Origin of the sequence: Actinomadura sp. 3N508, assembly GCF_044326375.1 — a bacterium.
Taxonomy (GTDB): domain Bacteria; phylum Actinomycetota; class Actinomycetes; order Streptosporangiales; family Streptosporangiaceae; genus Spirillospora.
Window position 1 is genome coordinate 139,227 of sequence record NZ_JBIRAX010000006.1, and the last position, 25,612, is coordinate 164,838.

A 25,612-nucleotide genomic window follows, 5' to 3' on the forward strand; every position below is an offset into this window, starting at 1 on the left:
GCGGGCTATTCGAACAGGTCGGGCTGCTCGCGGGTGATCTGGTCGTAGAGCGGCTGGTAGTTGATCCAGCCGACCAGGTCGTTGCCGATCTGCTGGTGGGTGAGGACGGCGTTGTCGTGCTCGATCGGGACGACCTGCCCGGCGGCCTTGGCGAGGAGCTGCACCTGGCACGAGCGCTCCATCGTGATGAACCACCAGGCGGCGGCGTCCACGGTGTCGCCGACCGTCAGCAGGCCGTGGTTGCGGAGGATGACGGCCTTGGTGCCGCCGAGCGCGGCGGCGATCCGCTTGCCCTCCTCCAGGTCGGTGACGACGCCGGTGTAGTCGTCGAACAGGCCGTGGTCCTGGTAGAACGCGCACACGTCCTGCGTGATCGGCTCCAGCTTCTGGCCCAGCGCCGAAAGCGCCCGCCCGTAGGTGGAGTGGCTGTGCGCGGCGGCGACGACGCCCGGCCTCGCCTGGTGGATCTGCGAGTGGATCGCGAACGCGGCCTCGTTGACGGGGTAGCGGCCCTGGACGACCTTGCCCTCGTGGTTCACCAGGATCAGGTCGCTGACCTTGATGTGCTTGAACGACATCCCAAACGGGTTGACCCAGAAATGGTCGGTGCGCTCCGGGTCGCGGGCCGTGATGTGCCCGGCCACGCCCTCCTCGAAGCCGAACTTGCCGAAGATGCGCAGCGCGGCGGTGAGGCGCTCCTTGCGGTGCCGGCGCTCGTCCTCGACGTCGTCGAAGTTCGGCGGCAGCTTGAAGATCAGGTCGGTCGGCAGCTTCTCCAGGAACTCGTCCTCGTCGGACATCGGCGCACTCCTCGACTCGTCGTCTGCGTCCACCGAACACCATCGCCGGGCGGTCCGGCTAGACCGGAACGATCCAAGCCGTCCGGGCCTCGTTGTCCGCAGCCGACAACCGGGGCGCAGAATGGGGGCATGGAGCCCAGCGACGGCGACCGGTTCCTGCGGTTGCTGGCCGAGCACGCCGACGACCCGGTGCTGCTGGAGGCGGCCGTCCGCGCCGCGCGCGGCCGGTCCGCGCTGGTGGCGGCGCTGCCCGAGGAGGAGACCCGGCGGCACACCCGCGCGCTCGTGCGGGGCGTGCTCGCCGCGCTGGAGGGCGGCGGGCCGGACGCGCCGGCGAGCGGCGGTCCCGCCGGGGACGTCCTCGCCGCGGCGGAGCGGCTCGGCTCGGACCGGGCGCGCCAAGGCGTGCCGGTCGAGGAGTTCCTGGACGGCTTCCAGGCGGGCCGCGCCCATCTCGTCCGGACGCTCGTCGCCGACGGCCGCCGCCGGGGCGTCCCGGACGCCGCGCTCCTCGACGGCGTCACCCGCATCGACGAGATCAGCACCGCGCTCGTCCGCCGGATGGTCCACGCGCACCGGGTCGCCGAGCTGGAGATGGCCCGCACCGTCCGGGAGGGGCACGTGCAGATGCTGCGGCAGCTCCTGCACGGTGAGGCCGTCCCGGTGCTCGCGCCGCTCGACCCGTCCTGCGCCTATCACTGCGTGGTCTCCGACGTCAGCGACCCGGCGGTCGCGGCGCGGCTGGAGGCGGAGCTGACCGCCGCGGGGCCGGGGCTGTGCGGGCTGGTCGACGGGCGGCTCGCCGCGCTGATCGCCCACCTCCCGGAGCCGCGCGCCACGTCCGGCCCCCTGCTGGTCGCGTCGCCGCCCGCGCATCCCCCCGAGGTCGCGCCGATGTACGAGCTGGGACGGCGGGCCCTGCGCGCGGGCGCGGACGCCGCGCTCGCCGGCATGCGCGAGCTCGCCGACCTGGCACTGCTCACCGTCACCGAGGCGGAGCCGGAACTCGGCGACGTCCTCGCGGGCGCGCTGCTGGCGGGCCTCGACCCGGACGAGCCCTTCCACCGCGAGCTGGCCGAGACGGGCCTCGCCTACCTCGACCACGGCGGCCGGATCGAGCCGGCCGCCGCGGCGCTGCACGTCCACGGCAACACGGTCAAGTACCGGGTCCGGCGGCTGCAGGAGCTGACCGGGCGCCCGCTGCTCGACCCGGCGGGCGGGACGGCCGTGTCCCGCGCCGCGCACTGGTGGTGGGCCCTGCACCGCTGGCTCGCCCGCGCGCCGTCCTGATTCCTGTTTGGATGGACGTCCGGGAGGGGCGTTCCGTCCGGGGACGTCCGGGACGAGAGCTGAGGGGGATCGGTGACGCCACCGAGGATCGGCACCGTGATGTGGCCCATGCAGACCTGGCCGGACGCGGGGGAGCTGTGGCGGCGCGCCGAAGACCTGGGGTTCCGGCACGCCTGGGTTTACGACCACATCGCCTGGCGCGGCACGACGCCCTGGTACGACGCCTACACGACGCTCGCCGCGGCCGCCGCCGTCACCTCGCGGGTCGGGCTCGGCACGCTGGTCACGTCCCCGAACTTCCGGCATCCCGTCCCCACCGCGCACGCGATCAAGACGATCGACCACATCAGCGGCGGGCGGCTGGCGATCGGCATCGGGTCGGGCGGCACCCGCCGCGCCTCCGACGCGGGCGTCCTCGGCGGCGGCGACTGGACGCCCGGCGAGCGCGCCTCCCGCTTCGCCGAGTGGGTCGCGCTGCTCGACCGGCTGCTGCGGGAACCCGAGACGACGTACGAGGGGGAGTACTACACGGCGCAGGAGGTCGTCCTGGAGCCGGGCTGCGTGCAGCGTCCCCGGGTGCCGTTCGTCATCGCCGGGAACGGTCCGCGCGGCATGCGGCTCGCCGCCCGGCACGGCACCGGGTGGGTGACCAGCGGCCGTCCCGAGGGCGGGACCGCGCAGGAGACCGTCCGCTCCCGGCTGGACGCCCTGGACGCCGCGTGCGAGGCGGAGGGCCGCGAGATCGAGGACAGGATCCTGCTGACGGGCTTCAGCGGCGAGCCGTGGCTGGAGTCGGCCGGCTCGTTCGACGACCTCGCGGGCCGCTACACCGAACTCGGCATCACCGAGATCGTGCTGCACTGGCCGCGCCCCGGCTCGCCGTTCGACGCCGACATGAAGGTCTTCGAGGCCATCGCGGCGAAGTACGGTGCGCCCGGAGAGGGCCGCTGATGCCGTTCGTGCTGCTCGCGCTCGCGATCGCCTTCGAGGTCACCGCCACGCTGGCGATGCGCGCGTCCGACGGGTTCACCAAACCCGGGCCGGCGGTGATCGTGGTCGTCGGATACCTGATCTCGTTCTTCCTGCTGTCGAAGGCGCTGACCTCCCTGAACGTCGGGCCCGTCTACGCGATCTGGTCCGCGCTCGGCACGATCGGCGCGTTCATCGGCGGTGTCCTGCTGTTCGACGAGCAGGTCAAGCCGCTCACCATCGCCGGCGCGGTGATCATCGTGGTGGGCGTGATCGTGCTGAACCTCGGCGGCGGCGTCCACCAGGGCTGAGGCGCATCTCCCTGGCAGGCCCGCATTCAGCTCAGGCGGGTTCGGCGAGGGTGGTGACGCGCTGCTGCTCCAGCTGCCCGCCGATCAGCTCGCGCGGCGTGCAGCCGGACAGGGCGCGGAACTCGCGGCTCAGGTGCGCCTGGTCGTAGTAGCCGCAGGCGGCCGCGGCGTCGGCGAGCCCGGCGCCGCCGGTCAGCAGCGCGATGGCGCGCTGGAAGCGGATCACGCGGGCCATCACCTTGGGCGGCAGCCCGGCCTGCTCCCGGAACCGGTGGGTCAGGTGCTTGCGGCTCCAGCCGACGTCGGCGGCGATGCCGGCGACCGTCACGGCGGGGTCGCCGTTCAGCAGCCGCCACGCCCTGGCGACCTCCGGGTCGGGCACGGGACCGGCGTCCAGGCGGCGCAGCAGGAACGCGTCCAGGACGTCGAACCGCTCGCTCCAGGACGGGGCGGCGGCGAGCCGTTCCACGAGCGTGTGCGCGCTCCGCCCGAACAGGTCGGACAGCTCGACGGCGGCGTTGGTGAGGTGCGCCATCGGGACGCCGAGCAGCGTGTAGGCGCCGAGCGGGGTCACGTCGAGCTGGACGCCGCGCTGCCCGCCCGGGCTGAGGTACATGCCGTGCCCGTCGTGCATCCCGGCGACGAACGACCCGTACTCGCGGTCGGGCTCGCCGGCGTCGGGGACGGTCAGCAGGAGCGGCGACCCCAGATTGATGATCACGACGGTGGTGCGGGTGGGCAGGGTGCGCATCCGGGTCGGGACGGACTCGGTCTCCCAGTAGCCGTCGTAGGAGCGCAGGAAGGGGCGCAGCGCGGGGTGCGGGCTCCGCTGCGCCAGCCACCAGCCGCCGCGGTCGGAGAACTCGACCGGCCTGTCGCTCATGTCCCCAGTCCTACCACGCGGCCGGGACGAAAACGGGCGCGCCGATGCTACTCGTACACCTGGCCGCACACCGCGATGCGCGACAGGTCGTCCCAGGTCATGGTGGTGATCGTGCGGACGTAGGAGCGGGCGGGCGGCTCGCCGGGCCCGGCGGGCAGCGGGACGCGGGCGCCGTCCGCGGCGTCCCACCCGCCGAGGCTCCCCGCGACGGCGCACTCCAGGTACGTCGCCGGGTCGAAGTTGTACCAGCGGGCGGGGGTGGCGCGGGCGCCGGAGCCGGGCGGGCGCGGCGCGTCCACGCCGAACCTGGCCTGCGGGCCCGGGGGAGCGGCCAGGAATTCTTCCAGGTCGGCGATCTGGGACAGCAGGACGCGCTCCCAGTCGGCGTACCCCACCGGTTCGCCGCCGGGCAGCGAGAGGTCCTTGCCGCTCCAGGCCGGGTCGAAGTCGGCGGGCGGCGTGGTGGACGCCGCCGCGAACATCGCCGCGACGTCGTCCGGCTCCAGCTGGGCCTGGTCACCGAGCGGTGCGCTCACCTTCCACAGCGAGCGCAGGAACGCCGACAGCGACCAGGACGCCGCCCTGGCCTCCTGGCCGAGATGCAGGAACACCAGGTACAGGTCGCGGTTCGTGCGGACGGCGGGCCCCGGCGGGCCCTCCACCCAGTAGGTCTGCCTGTGCTTGACGCCGCTTTCCAGCACCATGACCTGGGCGAGAGCCGAAATCCGCGAGTCGTGCGAGGTCACATGGAAAGTGTTGCCGAGGTCGTCCTGGCGCATGACGTCCCAGGTCTGCATCCGGCTCCTCCACGGTCGGCGGCGGGCGTTCACGGCCCCCTCCGCTCCAAAAATTGTCCCATTACGGGAGCCGACCACCAGTAGTGCCGCTATCACTTTCCGGACTCGAACTCGTGACTTTGTGTCCATAAAGTCCGTTGTGGGGGGTTGGTAGAGGGGCGATCGGGGGGACCACTCGGCACGCCGTGACCGGATCCGGCGAGATCTCACCGCGGAGTGGATCACCGGGTCATGATCGTCACATGCGATCACGTTCCATCGCGGCGTTCGCCCTCGTCCTCGCGCTCGTCGCGCCGGGCGCGGCGACGGCCTCCGCGTCACCCGGGCCCGCAGGCGGGCCGTCCTCGTCCGGTCCCTCTGGACCGGTCCTGACCGACCCCCGTCCTTGCCCCGGCCAGGCCGGATACACCTGTTCCTTCCTGACCGTGCCACTCGACCACCGCCACCCGCGCGGGCCGGAGACGCTCCGCCTGCAGGTGGCCACGGCCGACAACGCGGACGCGCCGAAGGGCGTGCTGCTGTTCCTGACCGGCGGTCCTGGGCAGCCCGGCGCCCCGTACATCAGCCGCATCGCCCAGCGCATGCCGGACGTGGCGAAGAACTACCGGATCGTCATGGTCGACCAGCGCGGCACCGGCGAGTTCGGCGCCATCAACTGCCCGGCGCTGCAGGCGCAGGTCGGCAGCAGCGACATCGAGCCGCCCACGCCCGAGGCGGTCGCAGAATGCGCCGGCGTCCTCGGGGACCGGCGGCACTACTACACCACCGAGCAGACCGTCGGCGACCTCGACCGGCTGCGGCAGGCGCTCGGCGTCCGGACGATGACGGTCGACGGCGTCTCCTACGGCACCATCACCGGCGCCTCCTACACCGCGCGCTACCCGCAGCACGTGCGCAGGCTCGTCCTGGACTCGGTCGTGCCGCACCGCGACCCGCGGCGCGACCACATGCTCTACCTGACGAGCCTGCGCGCCACCGGACGGGTCCTGCGCGAGGCCTGCCAGACCGCCCCCGCGTGCGGCTTCGACCCGGCCGAGGAGCTGGCCTGGGTCGTCCGGCACCGCACGGACTCCGTGCTGATCTGGGACATGCTGGTCACCTACGAGTTCGTCGACCCGACGTTCCGCAACCCGGACTCGCTGCCCGGCGGCGCGGGCGACGCCGTCTCGGCGATCCACGAGGCCCGGAACGGGAACCCGGCGCGGCTCGACCGGCTGCTCCAGTTCCTGGCGGGCGGCGGCGATCCCGTCGCGCAGTACAGCTCGGGCCTGCACATCGCCACGATCTGCGGCGACGGGTACTTCCCGTGGGGGACGTCGCAAACGCGGCCGTCCGTCCGCAAGGCCGCGCTGGAGCGGACGCGCCGCAACCTTCCGGCCCGGGCCACCTGGCCGTTCACCGCCGACACGGCGGTGGGCAACGGGTTCGTCCAGGAATGCCTCACCTGGCCCTGGTCCCGGCACAGCGCCGAGCCGCCGCGCGCCAAGCTGCCCGTCCCGGTGCTGCTGGTGAACGGTGACCGTGACCTGTCCACGCCGGTCGAATGGGCGCGGGAGGCGCTCGGCTACGCGCCGCGCGGCAAGCTCGTCGTGGTGAAGGGCGCCGCGCACTCCATCCAGAACCGCGAGCTCGGGACGGCGGGCCGCGAGGCGGTCACCCGGTTCCTGCTGGACGGCTGACGCTCGTCCGGGCTCCAGGCTCCGGGCTCCGGGCTCCGGGCCTCCGGGTCGTCGGCGCCGGTCAGGCGTCGATGACCCGGTTCAGCAGGTCGCGGTAGCCGCGCAGCGCCAGGCGGAGCCGCTCGGTGTCGGGCTGCCCGTCCGTCGCGGCGGCCTCGGCGAGGCTCCGCCGGTGCGCGGCGATCGCGTGCCCGAGCGCGTCGACGGCGTCCGAGGCGAGGCCGTCCGCGCGGCGGACGGCCTCGCCCGGGTCGTCGACGAACCCGGCCTGCACCTCGTGCCAGCGCTCCCGCAACCGGTCGGCCTCGGCCGCGTCGAGCAGCCGCCCCGGCGCCTCCGCCGGGGCAGGGGCGGGCGCGTCGGCCGGGCCCGGCACGTCGATGGCGGGAGGCTTCGGCGCGGGGCCGGCGACGTGCGTGTCACCGGCCATGCCGGGTCGCCTGTGCTCCATCGGTGTCAGCTCCTCGGGGCCCGGTCTCCGGTGCCGCCCGCCGGCCCGCCCGCGGCCGCGCCCGTGGGCGCGGCGAGCAGCTCGTCGAACAGCGCGCGGTAGTGCACCATGGCCTGCCGCAGGTCCTCGGTGGACGCCTGCCTGGCCGCGGCCCGGTCGCTGATGGCGTGGGCGCGGCGGTAGTGGTCCATCGTGCGGCCGTGCTCCACCGACAGGTGGGCGACCTTGTCCTCGAAGCCGTGCGTCGGGTAGCCGCGCTCGCCCATCACCACGGTGACGAGCCCGTCGGCCTGCTCGACCGCCGCCTCGGGGGCGTCCACGAAGCGCTCCTGGACGCCCGCCCACTGCTCGCGGTACCGCTCGCGCCGCTCCGGGTCGAGGTCGTGCAGGTCGAGTTCCTCGTGGCGCTCCTCGCGGGAGCGCAGCTCCCGCTCGGCGGCGGCGCGGCCGCCCTGGCGCTCCACGGCCCGGTCGTACTCGGGGCCGAAGCGCTCCCGGAGCCGCCGCGTCCGGGTGCCGGTCCAGGCCAGGTAGAAGGCCGCGGCGAGGCCGGCTACGACGATGATGGCGATGACGACCCATATCGCGGTCGACATGGTTCCTCCTGCGTCGGATCGATTGGGAACGCGGATGCCCGGAAACCGGCGTTCAAAACGAATCGCAACGAATCAGACACGACGGGGTCAGCCGGCCGGCGGGAACACGCAGATCAGGTGGCCGACGCGGCGGTCGCCCCCGTACCCGGCGTTCCGCAGCAGCGCCAGGCCGCGCCCGTCGCGGCGGCTCGCGCAGGCCACGTCCACCTTCGTGCGCGCCAGCGCCGCCGCGACCTCCGCCGCCTCCGGCTTGGCGCTGCGCGGCCCGCGGACGGCCGCCGACAGCACCCTGCGGTCCCGGATGAACTCCGGCGGCACCGGCAGCAGCTTCAGGTAATGGCTGTTCGGGTTCACGGCGTGCGTCTGGACGGTCAGCAGCGGCACGACCCGCATGACGCCGGACGGCATCAGCACCAGGCCGTCCCGTCCCGCGAGCGCGACCACGTCCCGGGCCGTGCCGACGGCGGACGCCGGGACCTTCCACGCCGGGCGGGACGCCACGGCGGACCCGTTCGACTCCGACCACACCGGGGTCCCGCCCGCGACCAGCGCCACCGCGAGCACGGCGGCCGGGGCCCCGGTCACGGCGGCGCGCGCGGGCCCGGACCACGGCCCGGCGGGGATCCGGACGGCGGCCAGCAGCCCGATCAGCGCGGGCGCGGGAACGATCCACATCGTCCGCCACAGCACCTGGCCGGCGCCCGACACGTCCGCCGCCGCCTCCAGGACCCCGGGGACGATCAGCACCGTCAGCACCGCCGCGACGCCGGTCGCGATCAGCGCGGGGACGCCGCGCCGCGCCGTCCACGGCGACAGCCACACCGCGCACCCGCCGATCACGCCGAGCGCCGCGTGCAGCAGCACCCACCGGTAGCTGCCGGGAGCGTCGTGCACCCTGCCGACCACGCTCGTTTCGCCGTAGAGCAGCTTCACCGCCAGGGCCGTCCCCACCGGGTACACCATCGCCGCGCACGCGGCGATACCGGCCGGGACGCGCCCGGCGGCGATCAGCGCGACGGCGGCGGCACCCGCGGCGAGCGGCACCACGAACACGGCGGACGAGGTCAGCCCCACCGCCGCGACCCCGGCGGCCGCGAGGAGCGCGAGGTCGCCGCGGGTGCGCCGCTCCGCCCACCGCGTCAGGTAGACGAACAGCAGCGGCACCAGCGCGGACACCAGCATCGCCTTGCCCTGCCACATCCGCAGCAGGTGGAACGATCCGAGCGACGCCCCGCCCATCCCGCTCCACAGCAGGTACACCGCGCCGACCGCGAAGCACAGCGCGGCGTTGCGCGGCGCCCACGCCCTGACCAGCCGCCACAGCGCCCAGACGGCGACGAAGGTCACCGCGGGCAGCAGCAGGAACCAGACGAACGAGGCCGCGGGGACGTCGAGCAGCCGCGCCAGCGCACCGGCGAGGACCTCGATCGACGCCACCGGCGGCTCGCCCGAGATCTCGTCGGCGGTGCCGGGGGTGAAGATGACGTCCTTGAGCGGGATCTCGCCGGTCGTCGCGGTCGCCACGGAGCGCGAGACGAAGTAGGCGTCGTCGCCGTCGGAGTTCACGATGAACAGCGACGCGAGCGCGAACCCGGCGCCGGTGAGGAGCGCGAGCGGCGTCCCCCACCGGGTGTCGCGGACGTCGGGGACGGTGCCCTCCGCCTCGCCGTCGTCCGGCGCCGTCCGGCGCAGCAACAGGCAGGCGGCCGAGGCCGTGACGCTCACGATCCCCGCGACCCACGCGCACCACCACGGGACGCCGGACGGGTGCAGGCCCGCGGACGTCCCCGCCACCACCCCCGCGACCACCGCGACGGCGACCAGCCACCCCGGCGCCGATCTCGGACGGGCGACCGGCAGCACCACGGGCTCCCGCCACGGCCGCATTGCCCACCACTCTCGCCGCGCCGCGAACAGCACGCCGATCGCGACCGCGCCCGCGAGCCACACCGCCAGCAGCACCGGCGTGGGCGGGCGGAACAGCAGCCCGAGATGGTAGACGACGGTCCACGCCGCGAAGAGCAGCACGACGCCGTCGGTGAGCCCGTCGATCAGCAGGGTCGCGCGCGCCGGCGCGGCCCGTTCGCTCGTGACGGCGGCGCGGTCCAGCTCCTGGATCACCTGCGTTCCCCCTGTGCGCATGCGCGTGCTCCTCACCGGTGCGTCTCCCGGCTGGGGGCCGGCCGGGAACGGTCGCAGGCACGGTGCCCTCTCATGATCTTGTTATGTATTCGACGCCGGATCCTGGCCGGGAGTTGACCCGCACCCGCGGTTCGCCGGCGAGTCGTCCTCGTCGGCCGGATTTACTGCGCCATGCCCGATCCGCGTGTTGTGATTGGGGCCAAACCGGAACGAATGGACCGGAACGAATGGATGTGATGCGCGGTGCGCCACGCGATCGGCTTCTTCCTCGGCGTCGTGCTGACACCAGGGCTGGTGTACGGCGCGGCCTGGGGATACGTGCAGGCCGGCCAGTCCTTCGACGGCATGGGCCAGGAGATCACCGACCGCACCCGCATCTACGGCGCGTTCGCCCTGCTGGCCGCGGTGGGCCTGGTGATGGGCGTGATCATCGTCGCGCGGTGGGCGTCGCCGCTGGTCTCGCTCGTCCCCGCGCTGGCGCTGCTCGGCTTCTCGGTCTGGTTCCTCGCCGACCCGGACGGCGTCCTCGACCTGCCCGGCAAGGTGCCGCCCGCCGGTGACATGGACTTCGGCCTGCGCATGCTCCTCGGCTCCGGCGTGTACGGGATGATGGGCCTCGCCCTGCTGATGCCCGCGTGGGCGCCGCGCCGCTGGGGATCCGGCCGCGACGACGACCCCGCCGACCTGGACTTCTGACCGCGCCACGACGGCTCCCACGGCGCCCCCCGGCACACACGGCGCCCCCGGCCCGGCGTCACGGCATCACGGGGCGGCCCGAGCGGCGGTAGGCGTGGTCACCCCGGTAGAGGCTCGCGAGCACGTCCTCGATCCCGGCCTCCCGCAGCGAGATGTCCCGGACGTCATGGCTGCGCGCCAGCTCCGCCACCACCGCCGCCGCGTTCGCCGAGCGCGGCAGCCGCAGCCACTGCCGCGGCCCCTCCACCCGCTCCGCCTCGATGCCGTCCAGCGCGATCGGCGGGACCGGCCGGTCCAGCTCGACGACCAGCAGCCGGTCGGCGTCCACGGTGCGGCGCAGCGCGTCCAGGCCGCCGTCGTAGGCGAGCCGCCCCTGGTCGATGATCAGGACGCGGCGGCAGAGCCGCTCGATGTCGCCGAGATCGTGCGTGGTGAGCAGGATCGTCGTGCCGCGCTCGGCGTTGATACGTTCCAGGAAGTCACGGACGGTCGCCTTGCTGACCACGTCCAGGCCGATCGTCGGCTCGTCCAGGACGAGCAGCTCCGGGTCGTGCAGCAGCGCGGCGGCCAGATCTCCGCGCATCCGCTGCCCGAGGCTCAGCTGCCGGACCGGCGTGTCGAGGAACGGCTCCAGCTCCAGCAACGCGGTCAGCTCCGCGAGCCGCTCCCGGTGCGCGGCCGTCTCGACCCGGTACAGCCGCCGGACGAGCGCGAGGGAGTCGCGCAGCGGCAGGTCCCACCACAGTGTCGTGCGCTGCCCGAACACCACCCCGATCCGGCGGGCGAGCGAGGTGCGCCGCCGCGACGGGTCGAGCCCGCACACCCGCAGCCGCCCGGACGACGCGGTGAGGATCCCGGTCAGCATCTTGATCGTCGTGGACTTCCCGGCGCCGTTCGGCCCGAGGTACCCGACGAACTCGCCCGGCCGGACGGTGAAGGACACCCCGTCGACCGCGCGCAGCGGCGTCCGCGTCCGGCGCAGGCCGCCCGACCTGGTCCGGACGGTGAACGACTTGACCACGTTCTCGGCCTCGATCATCGTCACCCGGCATCAGCTCCCTGTCGATCGGTAGTGCCGCAGCCCCGCCCGCCACGCGAGCCCGGCCGCCCCGCACAGCGCGGCGGCGACCAGCGGCGAGGCGAACCGCGCCGCGCCCGGCAGCCCGAGCGGGTCGGACCGGTCCAGGACGTACAGCGCGGGCTGCCAGTTGACGAACGCCAGCGGCACGACGAACGTGACGCCGCGGACGAAGTCGCGCGCGAACATCGTCATCGGGTACTGGGTGAGGAAACCGCCCCCGTAGGTGAGCGACTTGGACGCGCCGTGGACGTCCACGATCACGAACTGCACCGCCGCCGTCAGCACCCACAGCGCCCCGAAGATCGCCGCCCCGGACAGCACCATGAGCGGGACCATCGCGGCGCGGCCCGGCGTCCACGCCACGTCCACCTGGACCAGCGCGAACGTGAGCACCCCCACCGCCGGGACGAGCTTGCCGAACCGGCGCGGCGAGAAGTCCTCCGTGGCGATCTGGACGAGCGGGCTCACCGGCCGCACCAGCATCGCGTCGAGCGTCCCCCGCCGCACGTGGTACCCGAGCCGCTCGGTGCTGCCGAGCAGGATGTCGGAGATCCCGAACGACAGCGCCGACGTCCCGTACAGGAACAGGACCTCCGGCGCGCCGAACCCGGCGATGCGCGGCGCCTGCGAGAACAGCAGCACGATCGCGGCGGCGTCCAGGCCGGTGACGACGGCCGTCGCGAGGGCCAGCAGCACCATCGACACCGGGTACTGCGCCGCCGCCCGGATCCACGTCCACACCAGCAGCCCGTACATCCGCCCCGCGTCAACCACGACCGCCCCGGCCCCCGTCGGCCCGATCACCGTCAGCCACCATGCACCACCAGCTTCCGCCGGGCCGCCCGCGTGACCAGCGCGCCCGCGCCGAGCAGGACGGCCGCCCACGCCGCCTGGAACGCCAGCGCGCCGAGCAGCCCGGCGCCGTCGTAACGGCCGAGGAACACGTCCGCCGGCACCTGGATCATGGCCGCCCACGGCAGCGCCCGCGCGACGTCGCCGAGCGCGCCCGGGAACACGACCAGCGGCAGGATCATCCCGGAGAAGAACAGCGACATCACGAGCGTGACGGCGCTCAGGCCGCGGTCGTCGTGCAGCCAGAACATCCCCATCGCCACCAGGTAACGCAGCCCGAAGCTCACCGTCACCGCGAGGACCAGCGCCGCCGCGAACGCGGCGAGGTGCGCCGGTGCAGGCGGCCGGAACGGGAACACCAGCGCCCCGGCCAGCAGCGGCGGCCCGGCGCGCAGCAGCAGCGAGCCCGCCGCGCGGCCGAGGTCGTCGGCCAGCCACCAGCCCTGCAGCCCCGCCGGTCGGTGCAGGTCGATCGCCACGTCGCCGTTGCGGATCCGCTCGGTCAGGTCCATCCCGCCGAAGATCTGGACGGGGCCGATCAGCGCCTGCGTGATGAAGCAGAACGTGACGGCGTCGATCTCGTCGTAACCACCGAGGGAGGGACGCGCCTGCCACAGCGCGATAAGGACGTACGCGCGCATGAACCCGAAGACGGTGTTGGTCACGGCCTCGGTGGCGGAACCGAGCGGATAAGCCGTGTGACGGCGGACGCCGTACCACCACACCCAAGGAAGAACACCCACTTGCCGAGAGCCTAAACAGGCGGGCCCGCCCCCACCACGTAATTTGGCACAGAATGCGCGAAACGGGAACGGGCCCCGGGGCGTCCGCCGGGGCCCGTCCGCATGTGCGCCGGAGTTACGGGATCTCTGGCTTGATGGGGGAGAAGAGCCAGTCCTTGAAGAAAGCGTCGAGGTCCTGGCCGGAGATCTGCTCCGCGAGTGCGGTGAACTGGGCGGTCTCCGCGTTGCGGTAGGCGTGCCGGGCGATCCAGGTCCGCAGCAGCTCGAAGAAGTCGTCGTCGCCGATCTTCTCGCGGAGCACCTGGATCATGATCGCGCCGCCGTTGTAGACGCGGTCGTTGAACATCGTGTCGCGCTTCGGGTCGCCGAGCACGACCGACCAGAACGGGCGGCCCTCACGGTCGGGGAACGGCCGCGCCGCGTACGTCGCGCGGGCCTGCGCGGCGGCGGAGGTGCCGCCGTGCGTCTCGTTCCAGTGCCACGTGACCCACGTCGCGAAGCTCTCGTTCAGCCAGATGTCGTCCCACTGCTTCGGCGACACCGAGTCGCCGAACCACTGGTGCGCCAGCTCGTGGACGATCGTGCCCGTGCTGCGGACGGCCGAGTACACCGGCTTGCTCTGGGTCTCCAGCGAGAACCCGAGCGGCTGCCCGTTGAAGCGGGCGTCGTCGGCGATGGCGCCGGTGGCGCTGAACGGGTAGCGGCCGTAGATCTTCGCGAGCCCGTCGGTGACCTCGCTGGTGGTGTTGTAGAAGAAGTCCACCGCGTCCGGCTGGTTCGCCAGCAGCACCGGGTCGACGTAGGTGTAGTTCGGCACCCCGCCGGGCGTGCGGCCCTCCTTGACCTCCCACTTGCCGATGTCGATCGTGGTGAGGTAGCTCGCCATCGGGCTGTCCTCGCGCCACTTGAAGACCTCGGCGCGGGTCTGCGCCTTGCGGCGGCTGAACGAGGCGACCGAGCCGCGGTGCGAGACGAGCCGCCCGTTCGCGACGGCCTTCAGGCCCTGCGGCACCGTGAGGGTGTAGTCGTAGGTCGCCTTGTCGATCGGATGGTCGTTGACCGGGAACCAGGTGCTCGGCCCGTTGGGCTCGCCGCCGACGAACGCGCCGTCCGGGGTGTGCAGGAACCCGTACGGGGAACCGAACACGATCGGCGACCCGACGATCGTCTGCGGCACGCCGCCGTACTTGACGGCGACCTTGAACACCGAGCCCTTCCGCAACCCCTTGCGCGGAGTGATCGTCAACTCCTGGCCGCGGCGCTTGTAGTCCGCCCGGCGCCGGTCGACGGTGACCTCCCCGACGTCCATGCCGGACAGGTCCAGGTTGAACGCCGACAGGTTCTGCGTGGCCCGGGCGGTGAGGGTCACCGTCCCGTCCAGCTGGTCGTAGTCGGGGTCGTAGCTCAGGTCCAGCGAGTAGTGCAGGGCGTCATAGCCGCCGTTGCCCTCAAGCGGGAAGTAGGGGTCGCCGACACCCGAGGCGCCGGGGGTGTAGCGCCCGTGGTGGTGCCCGCCGTCGGCCGCGGACGCGGCGGGCGCGAGCGCGACGACGCTCACGGCGGCGACGGCGATCGGCAGCATTCGCCCGGGGTTCTCCCGGGACGGAATGAACCGTCTGTAACGCGCCATCAGGGATCCTCTCCCTCGAGTGATCAATAGCGCGCTCACACTCCACCGGTTTTCGGTCGATGTCGAGATCCATTGCCGGATGTGGCCTAACCCGTGTCCTGCCGGGATCGGAAGATCGCCGGGCCGGGCACGCCCTGGCAGATGCGGGTCCCGGGGACGCCAGAAGGCCCCCGCGGGTGTAGGGACGCGGGGGCCTTCGGCTCGGGGGGATCAGCCCGGAGGGCGGGCGCCGGCCGTCCGGTGAAGGACGGGCGGGCGCGGCCGTTAGTGGAACTGACCCTCTTCGGTGGAGCCCTTCAGCGCCGTGGTGGACGACTCCGGGTTGATCGCGGTGCTGACGAGGTCGAAGTAGCCCGTCCCGGCCTCGCGCTGGTGCTTGACCGCGGTGAAGCCCTTCTCCGCCGCCGCGAACTCGCGCTCCTGCAGGTTGACGTAGGCCGTCATGCCGTCGCGGGCGTAGCCGTGGGCCAGGTCGAACATGCCGTAGTTGAGCGCGTGGAACCCGGCCAGGGTGATGAACTGGAACGTGTAGCCCATGTGGCCGAGCTCGCGCTGGAACTTCGCGATGGTCGCGTCGTCCAGGTGCGCCTTCCAGTTGAAGGACGGCGAGCAGTTGTAGGCCAGCATCTGGTCCGGGTACTCGGCCTTGACGGCCTCGGCGAACCGGCGGGCCAGCTCCAGGTCCGGGGTGCCGGTCTCCATCCAGATCAGGTCGGAGTGCGGCGCGTACGCCTTGGCGCGGGCGATGCACGGCTCGATGCCGTTGCGCACCCGGTAGAAGCCCTCGGCGGTGCGCTCGCCGGTGATGAACTCGCGGTCGCGCTCGTCGACGTCCGCGGTGATCAGGGTCGCGGCCTCGGCATCGGTCCGCGCGATGATCACTGACGGCACGCCGCAGACGTCGGCGGCGAGCCGGGCGGTGTTGAGGGTCTTGACGTGCTGCCCGGTCGGGATGAGGACCTTGCCGCCGAGGTGGCCGCACTTCTTCTCGGAGGCCAGCTGGTCCTCCCAGTGCACGCCCGCCGCACCGGCCGCGATCATGCCCTTCATGAGCTCGAAGGCGTTGAGCACGCCGCCGAACCCGGCCTCGGCGTCGGCGACGATCGGCGCGAGGAAGTGGGTGTCGCCCTCTCCCTCCGCCCACTGGACCTGGTCGGCGCGCAGCAGCGCGTTGTTGATGCGGCGGACCACGGCCGGGACCGAGTTCGCCGGGTAGATGCTCTGGTCGGGGTAGGTCTGGCCCGCGAGGTTGGCGTCCGCCGCCACCTGCCAGCCCGACAGGTAGATGGCCTTGAGGCCCGCCTTGACCTGCTGGACGGCCTGGAGTCCGGTCAGCGCGCCGAGAGCGTTGACGTAGTCCTCTTCGTGCAGCAGCGTCCAGAGCCGCTCGGCGCCCAGCCGCGCGAGCGTGTGCTCCTCCTGGACCGAACCGCGAATGCGCACGACGTCCTCGGCCGTATAGGTCCGCTCGACGCCCGACCAGCGCGGGTCGGTCTCCCACTGCCGCCGCAGCTCCTCGGCTGCGCCCTTGAGGCGACTGTCAGTCATGGTGTTGCCCTTCCGTGTCGTCCCCTGGGTGCTTGTGGACGACTATGCCCCGATCACAACCCCCTAATGAACCCGCGAGTAGTGAAAGAAGTGCGAAATTTCCGCTACCATGAAGCCGTGACGACCTTGCGGCCAGAAGAACCCCTCAACTTGACGAGCGACGTAGACCTCGTCACCTTCGGGCAGCGGCTCCGCCATCTCCGGCGCGGCCGCGGGATGACGCTGGCGGAGCTGGGCGAGCGCGTCGGGCGCGCCCCGTCCCAGCTGTCCCTACTGGAGAACGGCCGGCGCGAGCCGAAGCTGACGCTGCTGCAGGCCCTCGCCACCGCGCTGGAATGCCCGGTCGAGGAGCTGCTGCGCCGCCAGCCGCCCAGCCGCCGCGCGCAGCTGGAGATCGAGCTGGAGGAGGCGCAGCGCGACCCGCTCTACCGGACGCTCGGCCTCTCCCACCTCAGGGTCGGAAAGCGCATGCCCAACGAGGTCATCGAGCACATTCTCGCCCTGTACGGGGAGCTCAAACGCAGCCGGACGAAGCCGACCGCGAGCCCGGAGGAGGCCCGCAAGGCCAACGCCGAGCTGCGCCGCCAGATGCACGAGCGCGGCAACCACTTCCCCGAGATCGAGCGGATCGCCTCCCAGACCCTCGACGCCGTCGGCTACCGGCGCGGCGCGGTGTCGCAAGGGCTGCTGATGACGCTGGTCGGGCACTTCGGGTTCAGCCTGCAGTACGTCCAGGACCTGCCGCGCTCCGTCCGGTCCGTCACCGACCTGCGCAACCGGCGGATCTACCTGGAGCGCGAGCAGCTCGGCATGCACACCCCGCGGACGATCCTGCTGCAGACCCTCGGGCACATCGCGCTCGACCACGACCAGCCCCGCGACTTCGCCGACTTCCTGCGCCAGCGCGTCGAGGCCAACTACTTCGGCGCCGCGATCCTGATCCCCGAGCGCAGCGCCGTCCCGTTCCTGCAGGAGGCCAAGGCCGCGCGGGAGCTGTCGGTGGAAGACCTCGCCGACGTCTTCGCCGTCTCCTACGAGATGGCCGCGCACCGCTTCACCAACGTCGCGACCCACCATCTCGACCTTCAGCTGCACTTCACCAAGAACGACGAGAACGGCACCATCTACAAGGCGTACGCCAACGACGGCCTGAACTTCCCCCAGGACGAGGACGGCGCGATCGAGGGCCAGCGGATGTGCCGCGAATGGGCCGGACGCCACGTCTTCGGCGCCGCCGACCGCTTCTCCGTCTACTACCAGTACACCGACACCCCGAGCGGGACCTACTGGTGCCTCTCGCACATCGACCCCAGCCACGAGCGCGACTTCGCGATCACGCTGGGCGTCCGGTTCGAGGACTCGCGCTGGTTCCGCGGCCGGGAGTCGACCCGGCGGCGCAAGTCGTCCTGCCCGGACGGCGACTGCTGCCAGCGGCCCCCGCGGGCGCTGTCGGACCGGTGGGAGGGCATGGCGTGGCCGTCGGCCCGCGCGCACTCGCACGTCCTGTCCGTCCTGCCTCCGGGAGCCTTCCCGGGCGTGGACGAGGCCGACGTCTACGAGTTCCTGGACCGCCACGCCGCCGAGTGATCGTCGGTGGTGAATGTTCTGGGAGGATCTGGCGTTCCCTCAAGATGAGGGGACGCCCGGTTCCGGACGGCCCGCACGGGAGGGAGAGCGCGTGCTGCCAGAGGTCGCTTCGTGGTTGTCCCGCCGCACCAGCGCGGCGGAGGACTGGCCGCCGCGGCTGCTGCTCGCCGCCAAGGGCGGCGCGCGGATCAGCGTCGTGCTGCCCGCGCGGGACGAGGAGGCGACGGTCGGGGCCATCGTCGCCGCCGTCCGGGCCGACCTGGTCGAGCGGATCCCGCTGGTGGACGAGATCGTCGTGGTCGACTCCCGCTCCGCCGACCGGACCGCCGCCGTGGCCGCCGCCGCAGGGGCGGACGTCGTGGCCCAAGACGCAGTCCTGCCCGAGCACGGCCGCATGTCCGGCAAGGGCGAGGCGCTGTGGAAGTCCCTCGCGGTGACGTCCGGTGACCTGATCGTGTTCGTCGACGCCGACCTGCGGGAGTTCACCTCGTCCTACATCACCGGCCTGCTGGGGCCGCTGCTCACCGACCCGTCCGTCGGCTTCGTCAAGGGCTGCTACGACCGCCCCCTGGTCGACGGCGAACGCCGCGTGGAGGGCGGCGGCGGCCGCGTCACCGAACTGGTCGCGCGCCCCCTGATCAACCTGCACTGGCCGCAGCTCGCCGGTGTCATGCAGCCCCTGGGCGGCGAGTACGCCGGACGCCGCACGCTCCTGGAGCGCCTGCCCTTCGTCACCGGCTACGGCGTCGAGCTGGGCCTCCTCCTGGACATCTACCAGGCCGCGGGCCTCGACGCCATCGCCCAGGTCGACCTCGGACGCCGCGTCCACGCCCACCAGTCGACCGAGGCGCTCGGGGCGATGTCCGGCCAGATCATGCTGACCGCCTGGTCGCGGCTGGAACGGCACGGCCGGATGATGCCGCTCGAAGCGCCGTCCACCGCGCTGACCCGCTTCCACCGCGCCGCGGGCGGCCACGACGCCCGCACCACCGACGTGGCCGTGGGGGAGCGCCCCCCGATGATCGAGATTCCCGGCTACGCCGCCGCGCGCTCCATCTCACCCGGCCGCGGCTGACCCCGCTGTGGCGTCGACCACGGTGTTACCCGTGGTAACTCACGAAGGTGCTACCGTGGGTAACAGCGATATTGGAGAAGGGGTCAATTAGCCATGACGAGCGCCGAGACGACGCCGTTCTCGCTGGAGCCGAGCGAGGACGTCCGCGAGGTCCGGGACTGGGTCCACGGGTTCGCCAGGGACGTCATCCGTCCCGCCGCCGAGGAGTGGGACGAGCGCGAGGAGACCCCCTGGCCGCTCATCCAGGAGGCGTCCAAGGTCGGCATCTACTCGCTCGACTTCTTCGCCACCCAGTGGCTGGAGCCGACCGGCCTCGGCATCCCCGTCGCGTTCGAGGAGCTGTTCTGGGGCGACGCGGGCATCGGCCTGTCCATCGTCGGCACCGGCCTCGCCGCCGCGTCCATCGCCGCCGTCGGCACCAACGAGCAGATCGCCGAGTGGGTCCCGCAGATGTTCGGCACCCCCGACGACGTCCGCCTCGGCGCGTTCTGCGCGTCCGAGCCCGACGCCGGCAGCGACGTCGGCGCCATCCGCACCCGCGCCGTCTTCGACGAGGCCAAGGACGAATGGGTGCTGAACGGCACCAAGACCTGGGCGACCAACGGCGGCATCGCCGACGTCCACATCATCGTCGCCTCCGTGCACCCCGACCTCGGCAGCCGCGGCCAGGCCAGCTTCATCGTCCCGCCGAACACCCCGGGCCTGCGGCAGGGCCAGAAGTTCAAGAAGCACGGCATCCGCGCGTCCCACACCGCCGAGGTGATCCTGGACGACGTCCGCCTCCCCAGCGGCAACATCATCGGCGGCAAGGAGAAGTTCGACGAGCGCATCGCCCGGACCCGCGAGGGCAAGCGCTCCAAGGGCCAGGCCGCGCTGAAGACGTTCGAGACCACCCGCCCGTCCGTCGGCGCGATGGCCCTAGGCATCGGCCGCGCCGCCTACGACTACGCCCTGCAGTACGCACGCGAACGCGAGCAGTTCGGCCGCAAGATCGGCGACTTCCAGGCCGTCGCGTTCAAGCTGGCCGACATGAAGTGCCGCCTGGACGCCGCCCGCCTCATGGTCTGGCGCGCCGCCTGGATGGCCCGCACCGGCAAGGACTTCGAGAACGCCGAGGGCTCGATGGCCAAGCTGATGGCCAGCGAGATGGCGGTGAACGTCACCGAGGAGGCCATCCAGATCCTCGGCGGCAACGGCTACACCCGCGACTACCCGGTAGAACGCATGCACCGCGACGCCAAGATCTTCACCATCTTCGAAGGCACCTCGGAAATCCAACGCCTGGTAATAGGCCGCACCGTAACCGGCCTCCCGGTCAGGTAGTCCGACCTGCGTATTCGCCCTCCGCCTGCCTCGCACGGTTGTACAGCTGACCTGCATATGAGCGCAGTAACGCAGCGTGAACCCCGGATCCTTGTGGCCCAGGCACTCCGCCAGCTCGTCGATGGACACCCCGCCCGGGGAGCGTGACGCTGACTTAGTGCCGGAACTGGTGCGTCCCCTGCTTGCGGGTCATCTCGAACCGCAGGCGAGTCTTCCCTTGGCGTCCTTCACCCGCGGGCGCCGCGTCGCCGGTTCAGGTGCAGGGCCAGCTGCCAGTAGAGCGCTTGGGCCTTGGCCGAGATACCGCTGAGCGCCACCCAGTCGGGCAGCGTCGTTCACGTCCCAGCGCCCGATCGTCAAGGGGAGGGAAGGCGGATCGGCGCGGTCGGTGTCGTGATGTGTGCATTGTTCTGGCGCGTCGCCTTGGCTCACCCGGCCTCCTGGAGGCAGGACACGGTGGCTGGCTGCGGCGCCCGGCGTCTGGCGGCCGCGCGGGCTTGGCTCGTGCCAACCCGCGCAGGCACGAAGCGATCGGCGTGCGGACCCTCACCTCCCCGCGGGCGGCGGGGCGTGTCCGCGGCCGGGCGCGATTCGGCTGCCGGGTGGCTGGGCGTCGAGGAGGTCCTGGACGTGGGGGAGCGCGGCTGGTGATGCGGCGTCGCAGTCGAGGATGGTGTGCAGGGCGGCCATGAGCCGGTCCCGGTCTGCGGCTGCCTGGCGGTAGCGCGCTACCGTCCGTCACCGCGTGTTGTCCGAGGATCGGGCGCGGCGCTGGAAGTGGCGCGCCCACCGGGCTTGCGTGTCTCGGGCTGCCTCCGCTTTTGCGGGTCTTGGGGCTTGAGCGACAACCACTCGGCCAGTGGCGTTGGAGCCTGTGCCTGATCTCGAACCATCGCGGATCGCAGGGGGTGCGAGCTTGCGATCTGGGTCGGGTTTAGGCAGGCGTGGCTTGCTGTGGGACGCTCACGGGCAGGGCTGACCGGCGTGGCGGCGACGGCACAGGTTGCGCCGTCGTCGCCGACGACCGAGAGATTCCGTCCGTGGCCCTGGCCGTCGAGGTTCAGCGGCATCGTTGCCTGGTCTCGTCGGGGTGGACTGGCCGGGCCGGTCGTTGAGGACGAAGCTCACCGCGGTCTGGGAGCATCCTCGCCCATCCCCTCGGCTACGCGAGCGCCGGAGGGGTTGCGCGGGATCAACGCGATCGGCTCAGTGACGGGCAGATGTCGCGGTAGCCGATGCCGGACGCGACGTACTGGGCCCATTCGGTGCGGGTGAGCGTGCGGCCGGCGATGGAGCAGGCGATTGCCACCGGGTCCGCGGGCATGCCGACGTTCCATCGCCGGACGGTCCCGCTTCTGTCGCCGGTGATCAGGGACGGCCCGTCGCGAGTGAAGACCAGGGACTCCACCGGCCCGCCGTGACCGGCGAGGGGCGCGCCTATCTGGGTCTGGCCGACGACGTCCCAGAGCCTGGCGACCTGGTCTTCGCCGCCCGTGGCCAGCGTCGTCCCGTCGCGGCTGAAGGACAGGGCCGTCACCGTTCCGGAGTGGCCGGTGAGCGGGGTGCCGATCTGGCGCCGGTCGCGGACGTCCCACAGTACGGTGGTGTTGGCGGCGCCGATGGCCAGGGTGCGGTTGTCGGGGGCGAAGGCCAGGACGCCGGCCTGGTCGGTGACCCCGCTGATCTGGGTGAGCGGCTTGTGGTCCGACACGTTCCAGAGCCGGACCGTCCGGCCGGTGCCGGCGGCCAGCGTCCTGCCGTTGGGGCTGAAGGCCAGCGATGACACCTCGGTGCCCGACGAGAAGAGCGGCCGCTTGGTGATCAGGGTGCGGGTCCGCAGGTCCCACAGTTGCACCTTGCCGTCGACGGTCGGGGAGCTCGTTTCGCCCTGTGAGCCTCCGCCGGTGGCCAGCACGCGCCCGTTCGGGCTGATGGCCATCGCGCTGATGCGGCCCTGCGGGCCGCCGCCCGGGGCGTACCCGCGTCGCGCCACCGGATCCCAGATCCTCACCTCACCGTAGAGGTTGCCGGTCGCGAAGGTCCGTCCGCCGGGGGCCACCGTGATCATGTCGGGCGAGGTGAGCATCGGTGTACCCGCCGCCGGGAGGGCCGGTCGTGTCTCCCGCCCGGTGGTGGTGTCCCACGTCCGGAAGACGGCCGGGCCGCCGCCGTACACGCCGTTGTCGCTGACGAGGGTCCCTCCGTCCGGGCTGAAGCCGAGGTGGATCTGGTTCTCGGGGGGTCCGACGCGGAAGGGACGGTGATCGGGCTGGTGGACGCTGACGTCCCACAGCCGCATCGCTCTCGCGGGATCATCGGCGTCCAGGGAGACCACGGTGTCCTCGCCGGCGAACGCGGCGACGCTCATCGAGCCGTCGCCTTCGGTTGCGATGGAACCGACGTGCGTGCCGCTCCTCTCCCACAGTTGGGAGCCGACGACCACGATCCGCCCGTCGGGACTGAACGGTCCCACGGTGCTTCCAAGGGCCAGGGGAATGGCACCGCCTTGCTGGCGCCCGGTCCGCGCATCCCACAGGAACACGTTGCGGCGATCGTCCGACTTTGTGTAGTCCTCCGTGACGACGGTCTGCCCGTCCGGGCTCACCGCCGTTGCCTCGCCTTTCACGGGGAAGGACGCGGTACGCCGGCCGGTGGCCAGGTCCCACAGCCCCACGGTGTCCGGGCCGTCGCCGGTCACCTCGCCGACGGCCACGGTCGTGGCGCGGGAGTCGATCACAGGATAAACGTCGGCGCTCCCGGCGGACGGGTAGGAAATGAAGTGACCGTGCCGACGGCGGCTCTGTACGTCCCAGAGCGCGACCCCCTTGCCGTTGTCGACGGCGACCTTCTTTCCATCGGAGGTGAAGACCACCGAATCGGGTTGGGACGGTACGGGCAGGTCGCCCAGCGGCCGGCGGGTGTGCACATCCCAGAGTCGCACGGCCTTCTGCAGCACTTCGCCGGAGTCGTCCATTTCGCTGGCGGCCGCGGCCAGCGTCCGGCCATCCGGGCTCAACGCCACCGACGACCCTCCCCGAGGCAGGGAGGGGGTGTACAGGCGCAGGAAACCGCCGATCTGGCGGTTCCTTCGCACATCCCACAGTGCGATGGTGCCGTCGTCGTTGCCGATGGCGAGCAACCGTCCGTCGCGGTCGGCGGAGACGGAGACGGCATTGCGCTGGTATCCGCTCAGGACGCCACGCGCCGGGTTGGTGACGAGGTTGAGCAGCGCGGCGCGGCTCTCGGAGGTTTCGCGGATGCCGTGGGCGGCGACCGCGAGCAGGGCCGCCTTGTCCGGGGCGGTGGCGCTGAACTGCCGGCTCTGCGCGGCGAGTTGCCGCGAGGCCGCGGTGTCGCGCTGCCGCACGGTGCTTCGCTGTGCCTGGACCGCCCATCCCGTGGCCGTCAGCGACAGCACCGTGGTCACCGCGAGCACGACCGCGATCACGCGGGTACGGCGGCTGCGCGCGGTCTGGGCGCGGGTGCTGGCGTCCAGCAGGCCGCGTTCCAGCCGGTTGAGGGACTGGCGGCGCTCCGCGGTGGTCGCATAGCGGACGGCCTCCTCCAGGTGCGCGCCGGTCAGCACGTCGCCGCGGCGCCGCCCGTGATCGTCCCAGGTACGTGCGGCCTGGCGGATGCGCTGGTGGGTGCCCAGCCCCTCGCGCTCGTCCGCGACCCAGCTCCGCAGCCGCGGCCAGGCCCGTAGCACTGCGGGACGCGCCAGGACGACCTGTTGGCCGGACTCGACCAGCAGCGGATGGAATGCCCGGGTCAGGTGCTGCAGTGCCTGCGACTCGGCGGGATCGTCCCGGTCGGCCAGTTCCGCGATCGCCACGGGACGGGTGGCCAGGCTCCCGTCCTCGCCAGGCACCACGCACCGCAGGAACACCTCCGGGACGAGGCTCTGCTCGTGCGGCGGCAGGGCGGCGTAGGCGTCCTCGGCGACCTTGCCCAGTGCCGGGTCGCCCGGCTCCCACCGCGACCGCAGCCCCGACTGGGCGGCCCCGGTGGCGACCAGTTCCGCCAGGTCGCCCGCGCCTTCCCGGGGGTCCCCGGTGAGCGCGGCCAGGATCGTCCGCGCGGACGGGCGGTGCAGCGGGTCCTTGGCCAGCGCCGCCTCCGCCAGGGGACGCAGCGCTTCGGGCAACGCGCTCAGGTCGGGGTGGTGGGTGCGGATCCGGTGGGCGATCTCGGGCAGCGCGCCGCCCCGGAATGCGTGCTCGCCGGTGGCCGCGAACACCATGATCGCGCCCCAGGCGAACACGTCGGCTTCGGCCCCGGCGCGCTGCCCCGCATACACCTCCGGCGCCATGTACCGCAGCGTCCCGGCGAACCCGCCGCCCTCGGTAGTCGTATGCGTGTCCAGTATCCGCGCGATCCCGAAGTCGATCAGGCGTGGCCCGTCCGGGCCCAGCATCACGTTGCCGGGCTTGAGGTCGCGGTGCACCACCCGTGCCTGGTGGATGGCCGCCAGCGCGGTGGCGATCCCGATCCCGAGGCGGTGCAGATCGTCCCCGGTGAACCGGCGTCCCTGGCGTTCGCCGGTGCCGTTGACGGTGTCCTGGAGGCTGAGGCCGTCGATGTACTCGCTGACGATGTAGGGCCGGGGCGGCTCCAGCCGCACTTGAAGGATCTTGGCAGTGCAGAACGAGGCGACCCGCTGCGCGGCCCGCGCCTCGGCGGCCATCCACTCCAGCTCCTTGGGCGACCCCTGGACTCCGTGCAGCACCTTGACCGCCACCCGGCTCCCGTCCGGAGCGTAGGCGTCGTACACGACGCCCTGCCCACCAGCGCCTAACCGTCCCGACAGCCAGAACTCACCGATCCGTTCGGGATCTCCCGCCTCCAGCCGACCCGACACCAGATCAACCCCATCCAGAACGTCGCCTATGGCGGTAAATGATCAACAATTCACTATGATGACGCGAATCCGGGACGAGTTCGGCATCGCCCAGGTGCACCAAGCGCGGTGCACGGAGACTCGCCGTGAGATGAAATCCTCGGAGCGATACTGGCTGACCGCGAAGCGGCCGCCGCGCGCCCAGGCAAGCTAGTTCGTGTGGGGCTTCATAAACCCGGTTCGACGGTCCGCCGCAAAGGCCGCCCGCCCGACCCTTAGCCCTGGGCCGTCCGGATGCTTGATCACGGGTTGGGCAAGC

General features: G+C 72.4%; 21 protein-coding genes. 8 read left to right on the forward strand and 13 right to left on the reverse strand.

Features of this window, described 5'->3' with window-relative positions:
* Nucleotides 1–5: 5 nt before the first annotated feature.
* Nucleotides 6–800 carry a class II aldolase/adducin family protein gene (locus tag ACH34S_RS22400; protein WP_395954690.1) on the reverse strand — a complete coding sequence of 265 codons (795 nt, stop codon included), beginning with the start codon at nucleotides 798–800 and terminating at the stop codon, nucleotides 6–8.
* A gap of 129 nt (nucleotides 801–929) precedes the next feature.
* Between ACH34S_RS22400 and ACH34S_RS22405 the strand changes: the two genes are divergently transcribed.
* From ACH34S_RS22405 to ACH34S_RS22415, 3 genes are all read left to right on the forward strand, one after another.
* Complete coding sequence (locus tag ACH34S_RS22405) at nucleotides 930–2,090, forward strand: helix-turn-helix domain-containing protein (RefSeq protein WP_395954691.1); 1,161 nt, start codon at nucleotides 930–932, stop codon at nucleotides 2,088–2,090.
* Between the two features lie 72 nt (nucleotides 2,091–2,162).
* Nucleotides 2,163–3,041, forward strand: a complete 879-nt coding sequence (locus ACH34S_RS22410) for an LLM class flavin-dependent oxidoreductase (protein ID WP_395954692.1) — start codon at nucleotides 2,163–2,165, stop codon at nucleotides 3,039–3,041.
* Nucleotides 3,041–3,370, forward strand: a complete 330-nt coding sequence (locus tag ACH34S_RS22415) for a DMT family transporter (RefSeq protein WP_395954693.1) — start codon at nucleotides 3,041–3,043, stop codon at nucleotides 3,368–3,370. Before ACH34S_RS22410 ends, ACH34S_RS22415 begins: the two co-directional genes overlap by 1 nt.
* Before the next feature lie 31 nt (nucleotides 3,371–3,401).
* Here the strand turns inward: ACH34S_RS22415 and ACH34S_RS22420 are convergent, their stop codons facing one another.
* Nucleotides 3,402–4,253, reverse strand: a complete 852-nt coding sequence (locus tag ACH34S_RS22420) for a helix-turn-helix domain-containing protein (RefSeq protein WP_395954694.1) — start codon at nucleotides 4,251–4,253, stop codon at nucleotides 3,402–3,404.
* A gap of 47 nt (nucleotides 4,254–4,300) precedes the next feature.
* On the reverse strand, nucleotides 4,301–5,050 hold the full coding sequence (locus ACH34S_RS22425; RefSeq protein ID WP_395954695.1) for a hypothetical protein: 750 nt from the start codon (nucleotides 5,048–5,050) through the stop codon (nucleotides 4,301–4,303).
* Nucleotides 5,051–5,292: 242 nt separating this feature from the next.
* On the opposite strand from ACH34S_RS22425, the gene ACH34S_RS22430 reads away from it, so the two are divergent.
* On the forward strand, nucleotides 5,293–6,729 hold the full coding sequence (locus ACH34S_RS22430) for an alpha/beta fold hydrolase (RefSeq protein ID WP_395954696.1): 1,437 nt from the start codon (nucleotides 5,293–5,295) through the stop codon (nucleotides 6,727–6,729).
* A gap of 61 nt (nucleotides 6,730–6,790) precedes the next feature.
* Here the strand turns inward: ACH34S_RS22430 and ACH34S_RS22435 are convergent, their stop codons facing one another.
* The 3 genes from ACH34S_RS22435 to ACH34S_RS22445 form a co-directional block, all read right to left on the reverse strand.
* A complete protein-coding gene (locus tag ACH34S_RS22435; protein ID WP_395954697.1) occupies nucleotides 6,791–7,180 on the reverse strand; it encodes a hypothetical protein in 390 nt (129 codons plus the stop codon).
* Between the two features lie 5 nt (nucleotides 7,181–7,185).
* A complete protein-coding gene (locus tag ACH34S_RS22440) occupies nucleotides 7,186–7,776 on the reverse strand; it encodes a hypothetical protein (protein ID WP_395954698.1) in 591 nt (196 codons plus the stop codon).
* Nucleotides 7,777–7,863: 87 nt separating this feature from the next.
* Nucleotides 7,864–9,918 (reverse strand): DUF6077 domain-containing protein, encoded by a 2,055-nt coding sequence (locus ACH34S_RS22445; protein ID WP_395954699.1) that lies wholly within the window; start codon nucleotides 9,916–9,918, stop codon nucleotides 7,864–7,866.
* A gap of 243 nt (nucleotides 9,919–10,161) precedes the next feature.
* Between ACH34S_RS22445 and ACH34S_RS22450 the strand changes: the two genes are divergently transcribed.
* A complete protein-coding gene (locus tag ACH34S_RS22450; RefSeq protein WP_395954700.1) occupies nucleotides 10,162–10,614 on the forward strand; it encodes a hypothetical protein in 453 nt (150 codons plus the stop codon).
* A 58-nt stretch (nucleotides 10,615–10,672) separates the two neighbouring features.
* Here ACH34S_RS22450 and ACH34S_RS22455 read toward each other — a convergent pair whose 3' ends face one another.
* The 5 genes from ACH34S_RS22455 to aceA form a co-directional block, all read right to left on the reverse strand.
* Complete coding sequence (locus tag ACH34S_RS22455) at nucleotides 10,673–11,653, reverse strand: ATP-binding cassette domain-containing protein (RefSeq protein ID WP_395955078.1); 981 nt, start codon at nucleotides 11,651–11,653, stop codon at nucleotides 10,673–10,675.
* Between the two features lie 12 nt (nucleotides 11,654–11,665).
* A complete protein-coding gene (locus ACH34S_RS22460; protein ID WP_395954701.1) occupies nucleotides 11,666–12,499 on the reverse strand; it encodes an ABC transporter permease in 834 nt (277 codons plus the stop codon).
* A 2-nt stretch (nucleotides 12,500–12,501) separates the two neighbouring features.
* Nucleotides 12,502–13,290 (reverse strand): ABC transporter permease, encoded by a 789-nt coding sequence (locus tag ACH34S_RS22465; RefSeq protein ID WP_395954703.1) that lies wholly within the window; start codon nucleotides 13,288–13,290, stop codon nucleotides 12,502–12,504.
* A 115-nt stretch (nucleotides 13,291–13,405) separates the two neighbouring features.
* A complete protein-coding gene (locus tag ACH34S_RS22470; RefSeq protein WP_395954704.1) occupies nucleotides 13,406–14,920 on the reverse strand; it encodes a M1 family metallopeptidase in 1,515 nt (504 codons plus the stop codon).
* 264 nt (nucleotides 14,921–15,184) lie between these two features.
* A complete protein-coding gene (gene aceA, locus ACH34S_RS22475; RefSeq protein ID WP_395954705.1) occupies nucleotides 15,185–16,468 on the reverse strand; it encodes an isocitrate lyase in 1,284 nt (427 codons plus the stop codon).
* A 150-nt stretch (nucleotides 16,469–16,618) separates the two neighbouring features.
* Between aceA and ACH34S_RS22480 the strand changes: the two genes are divergently transcribed.
* The 3 genes from ACH34S_RS22480 (at nucleotide 16,619) to ACH34S_RS22490 (ending at nucleotide 20,453) form a co-directional block, all read left to right on the forward strand.
* Complete coding sequence (locus ACH34S_RS22480) at nucleotides 16,619–18,055, forward strand: helix-turn-helix domain-containing protein (protein WP_395955079.1); 1,437 nt, start codon at nucleotides 16,619–16,621, stop codon at nucleotides 18,053–18,055.
* Nucleotides 18,056–18,146: 91 nt separating this feature from the next.
* Nucleotides 18,147–19,130, forward strand: a complete 984-nt coding sequence (locus tag ACH34S_RS22485; RefSeq protein ID WP_395954706.1) for a glucosyl-3-phosphoglycerate synthase — start codon at nucleotides 18,147–18,149, stop codon at nucleotides 19,128–19,130.
* A gap of 93 nt (nucleotides 19,131–19,223) precedes the next feature.
* On the forward strand, nucleotides 19,224–20,453 hold the full coding sequence (locus tag ACH34S_RS22490) for an acyl-CoA dehydrogenase family protein (RefSeq protein WP_395954707.1): 1,230 nt from the start codon (nucleotides 19,224–19,226) through the stop codon (nucleotides 20,451–20,453).
* 546 nt (nucleotides 20,454–20,999) lie between these two features.
* On the opposite strand, the gene ACH34S_RS22495 is transcribed toward ACH34S_RS22490, so the two are convergent.
* Together ACH34S_RS22495 and ACH34S_RS22500 are read right to left on the reverse strand one after the other, a co-directional pair.
* Complete coding sequence (locus tag ACH34S_RS22495; protein WP_395954708.1) at nucleotides 21,000–21,143, reverse strand: hypothetical protein; 144 nt, start codon at nucleotides 21,141–21,143, stop codon at nucleotides 21,000–21,002.
* Between the two features lie 502 nt (nucleotides 21,144–21,645).
* A complete protein-coding gene (locus ACH34S_RS22500; RefSeq protein WP_395954709.1) occupies nucleotides 21,646–25,314 on the reverse strand; it encodes a protein kinase in 3,669 nt (1,222 codons plus the stop codon).
* Nucleotides 25,315–25,612 lie beyond the last annotated feature (298 nt).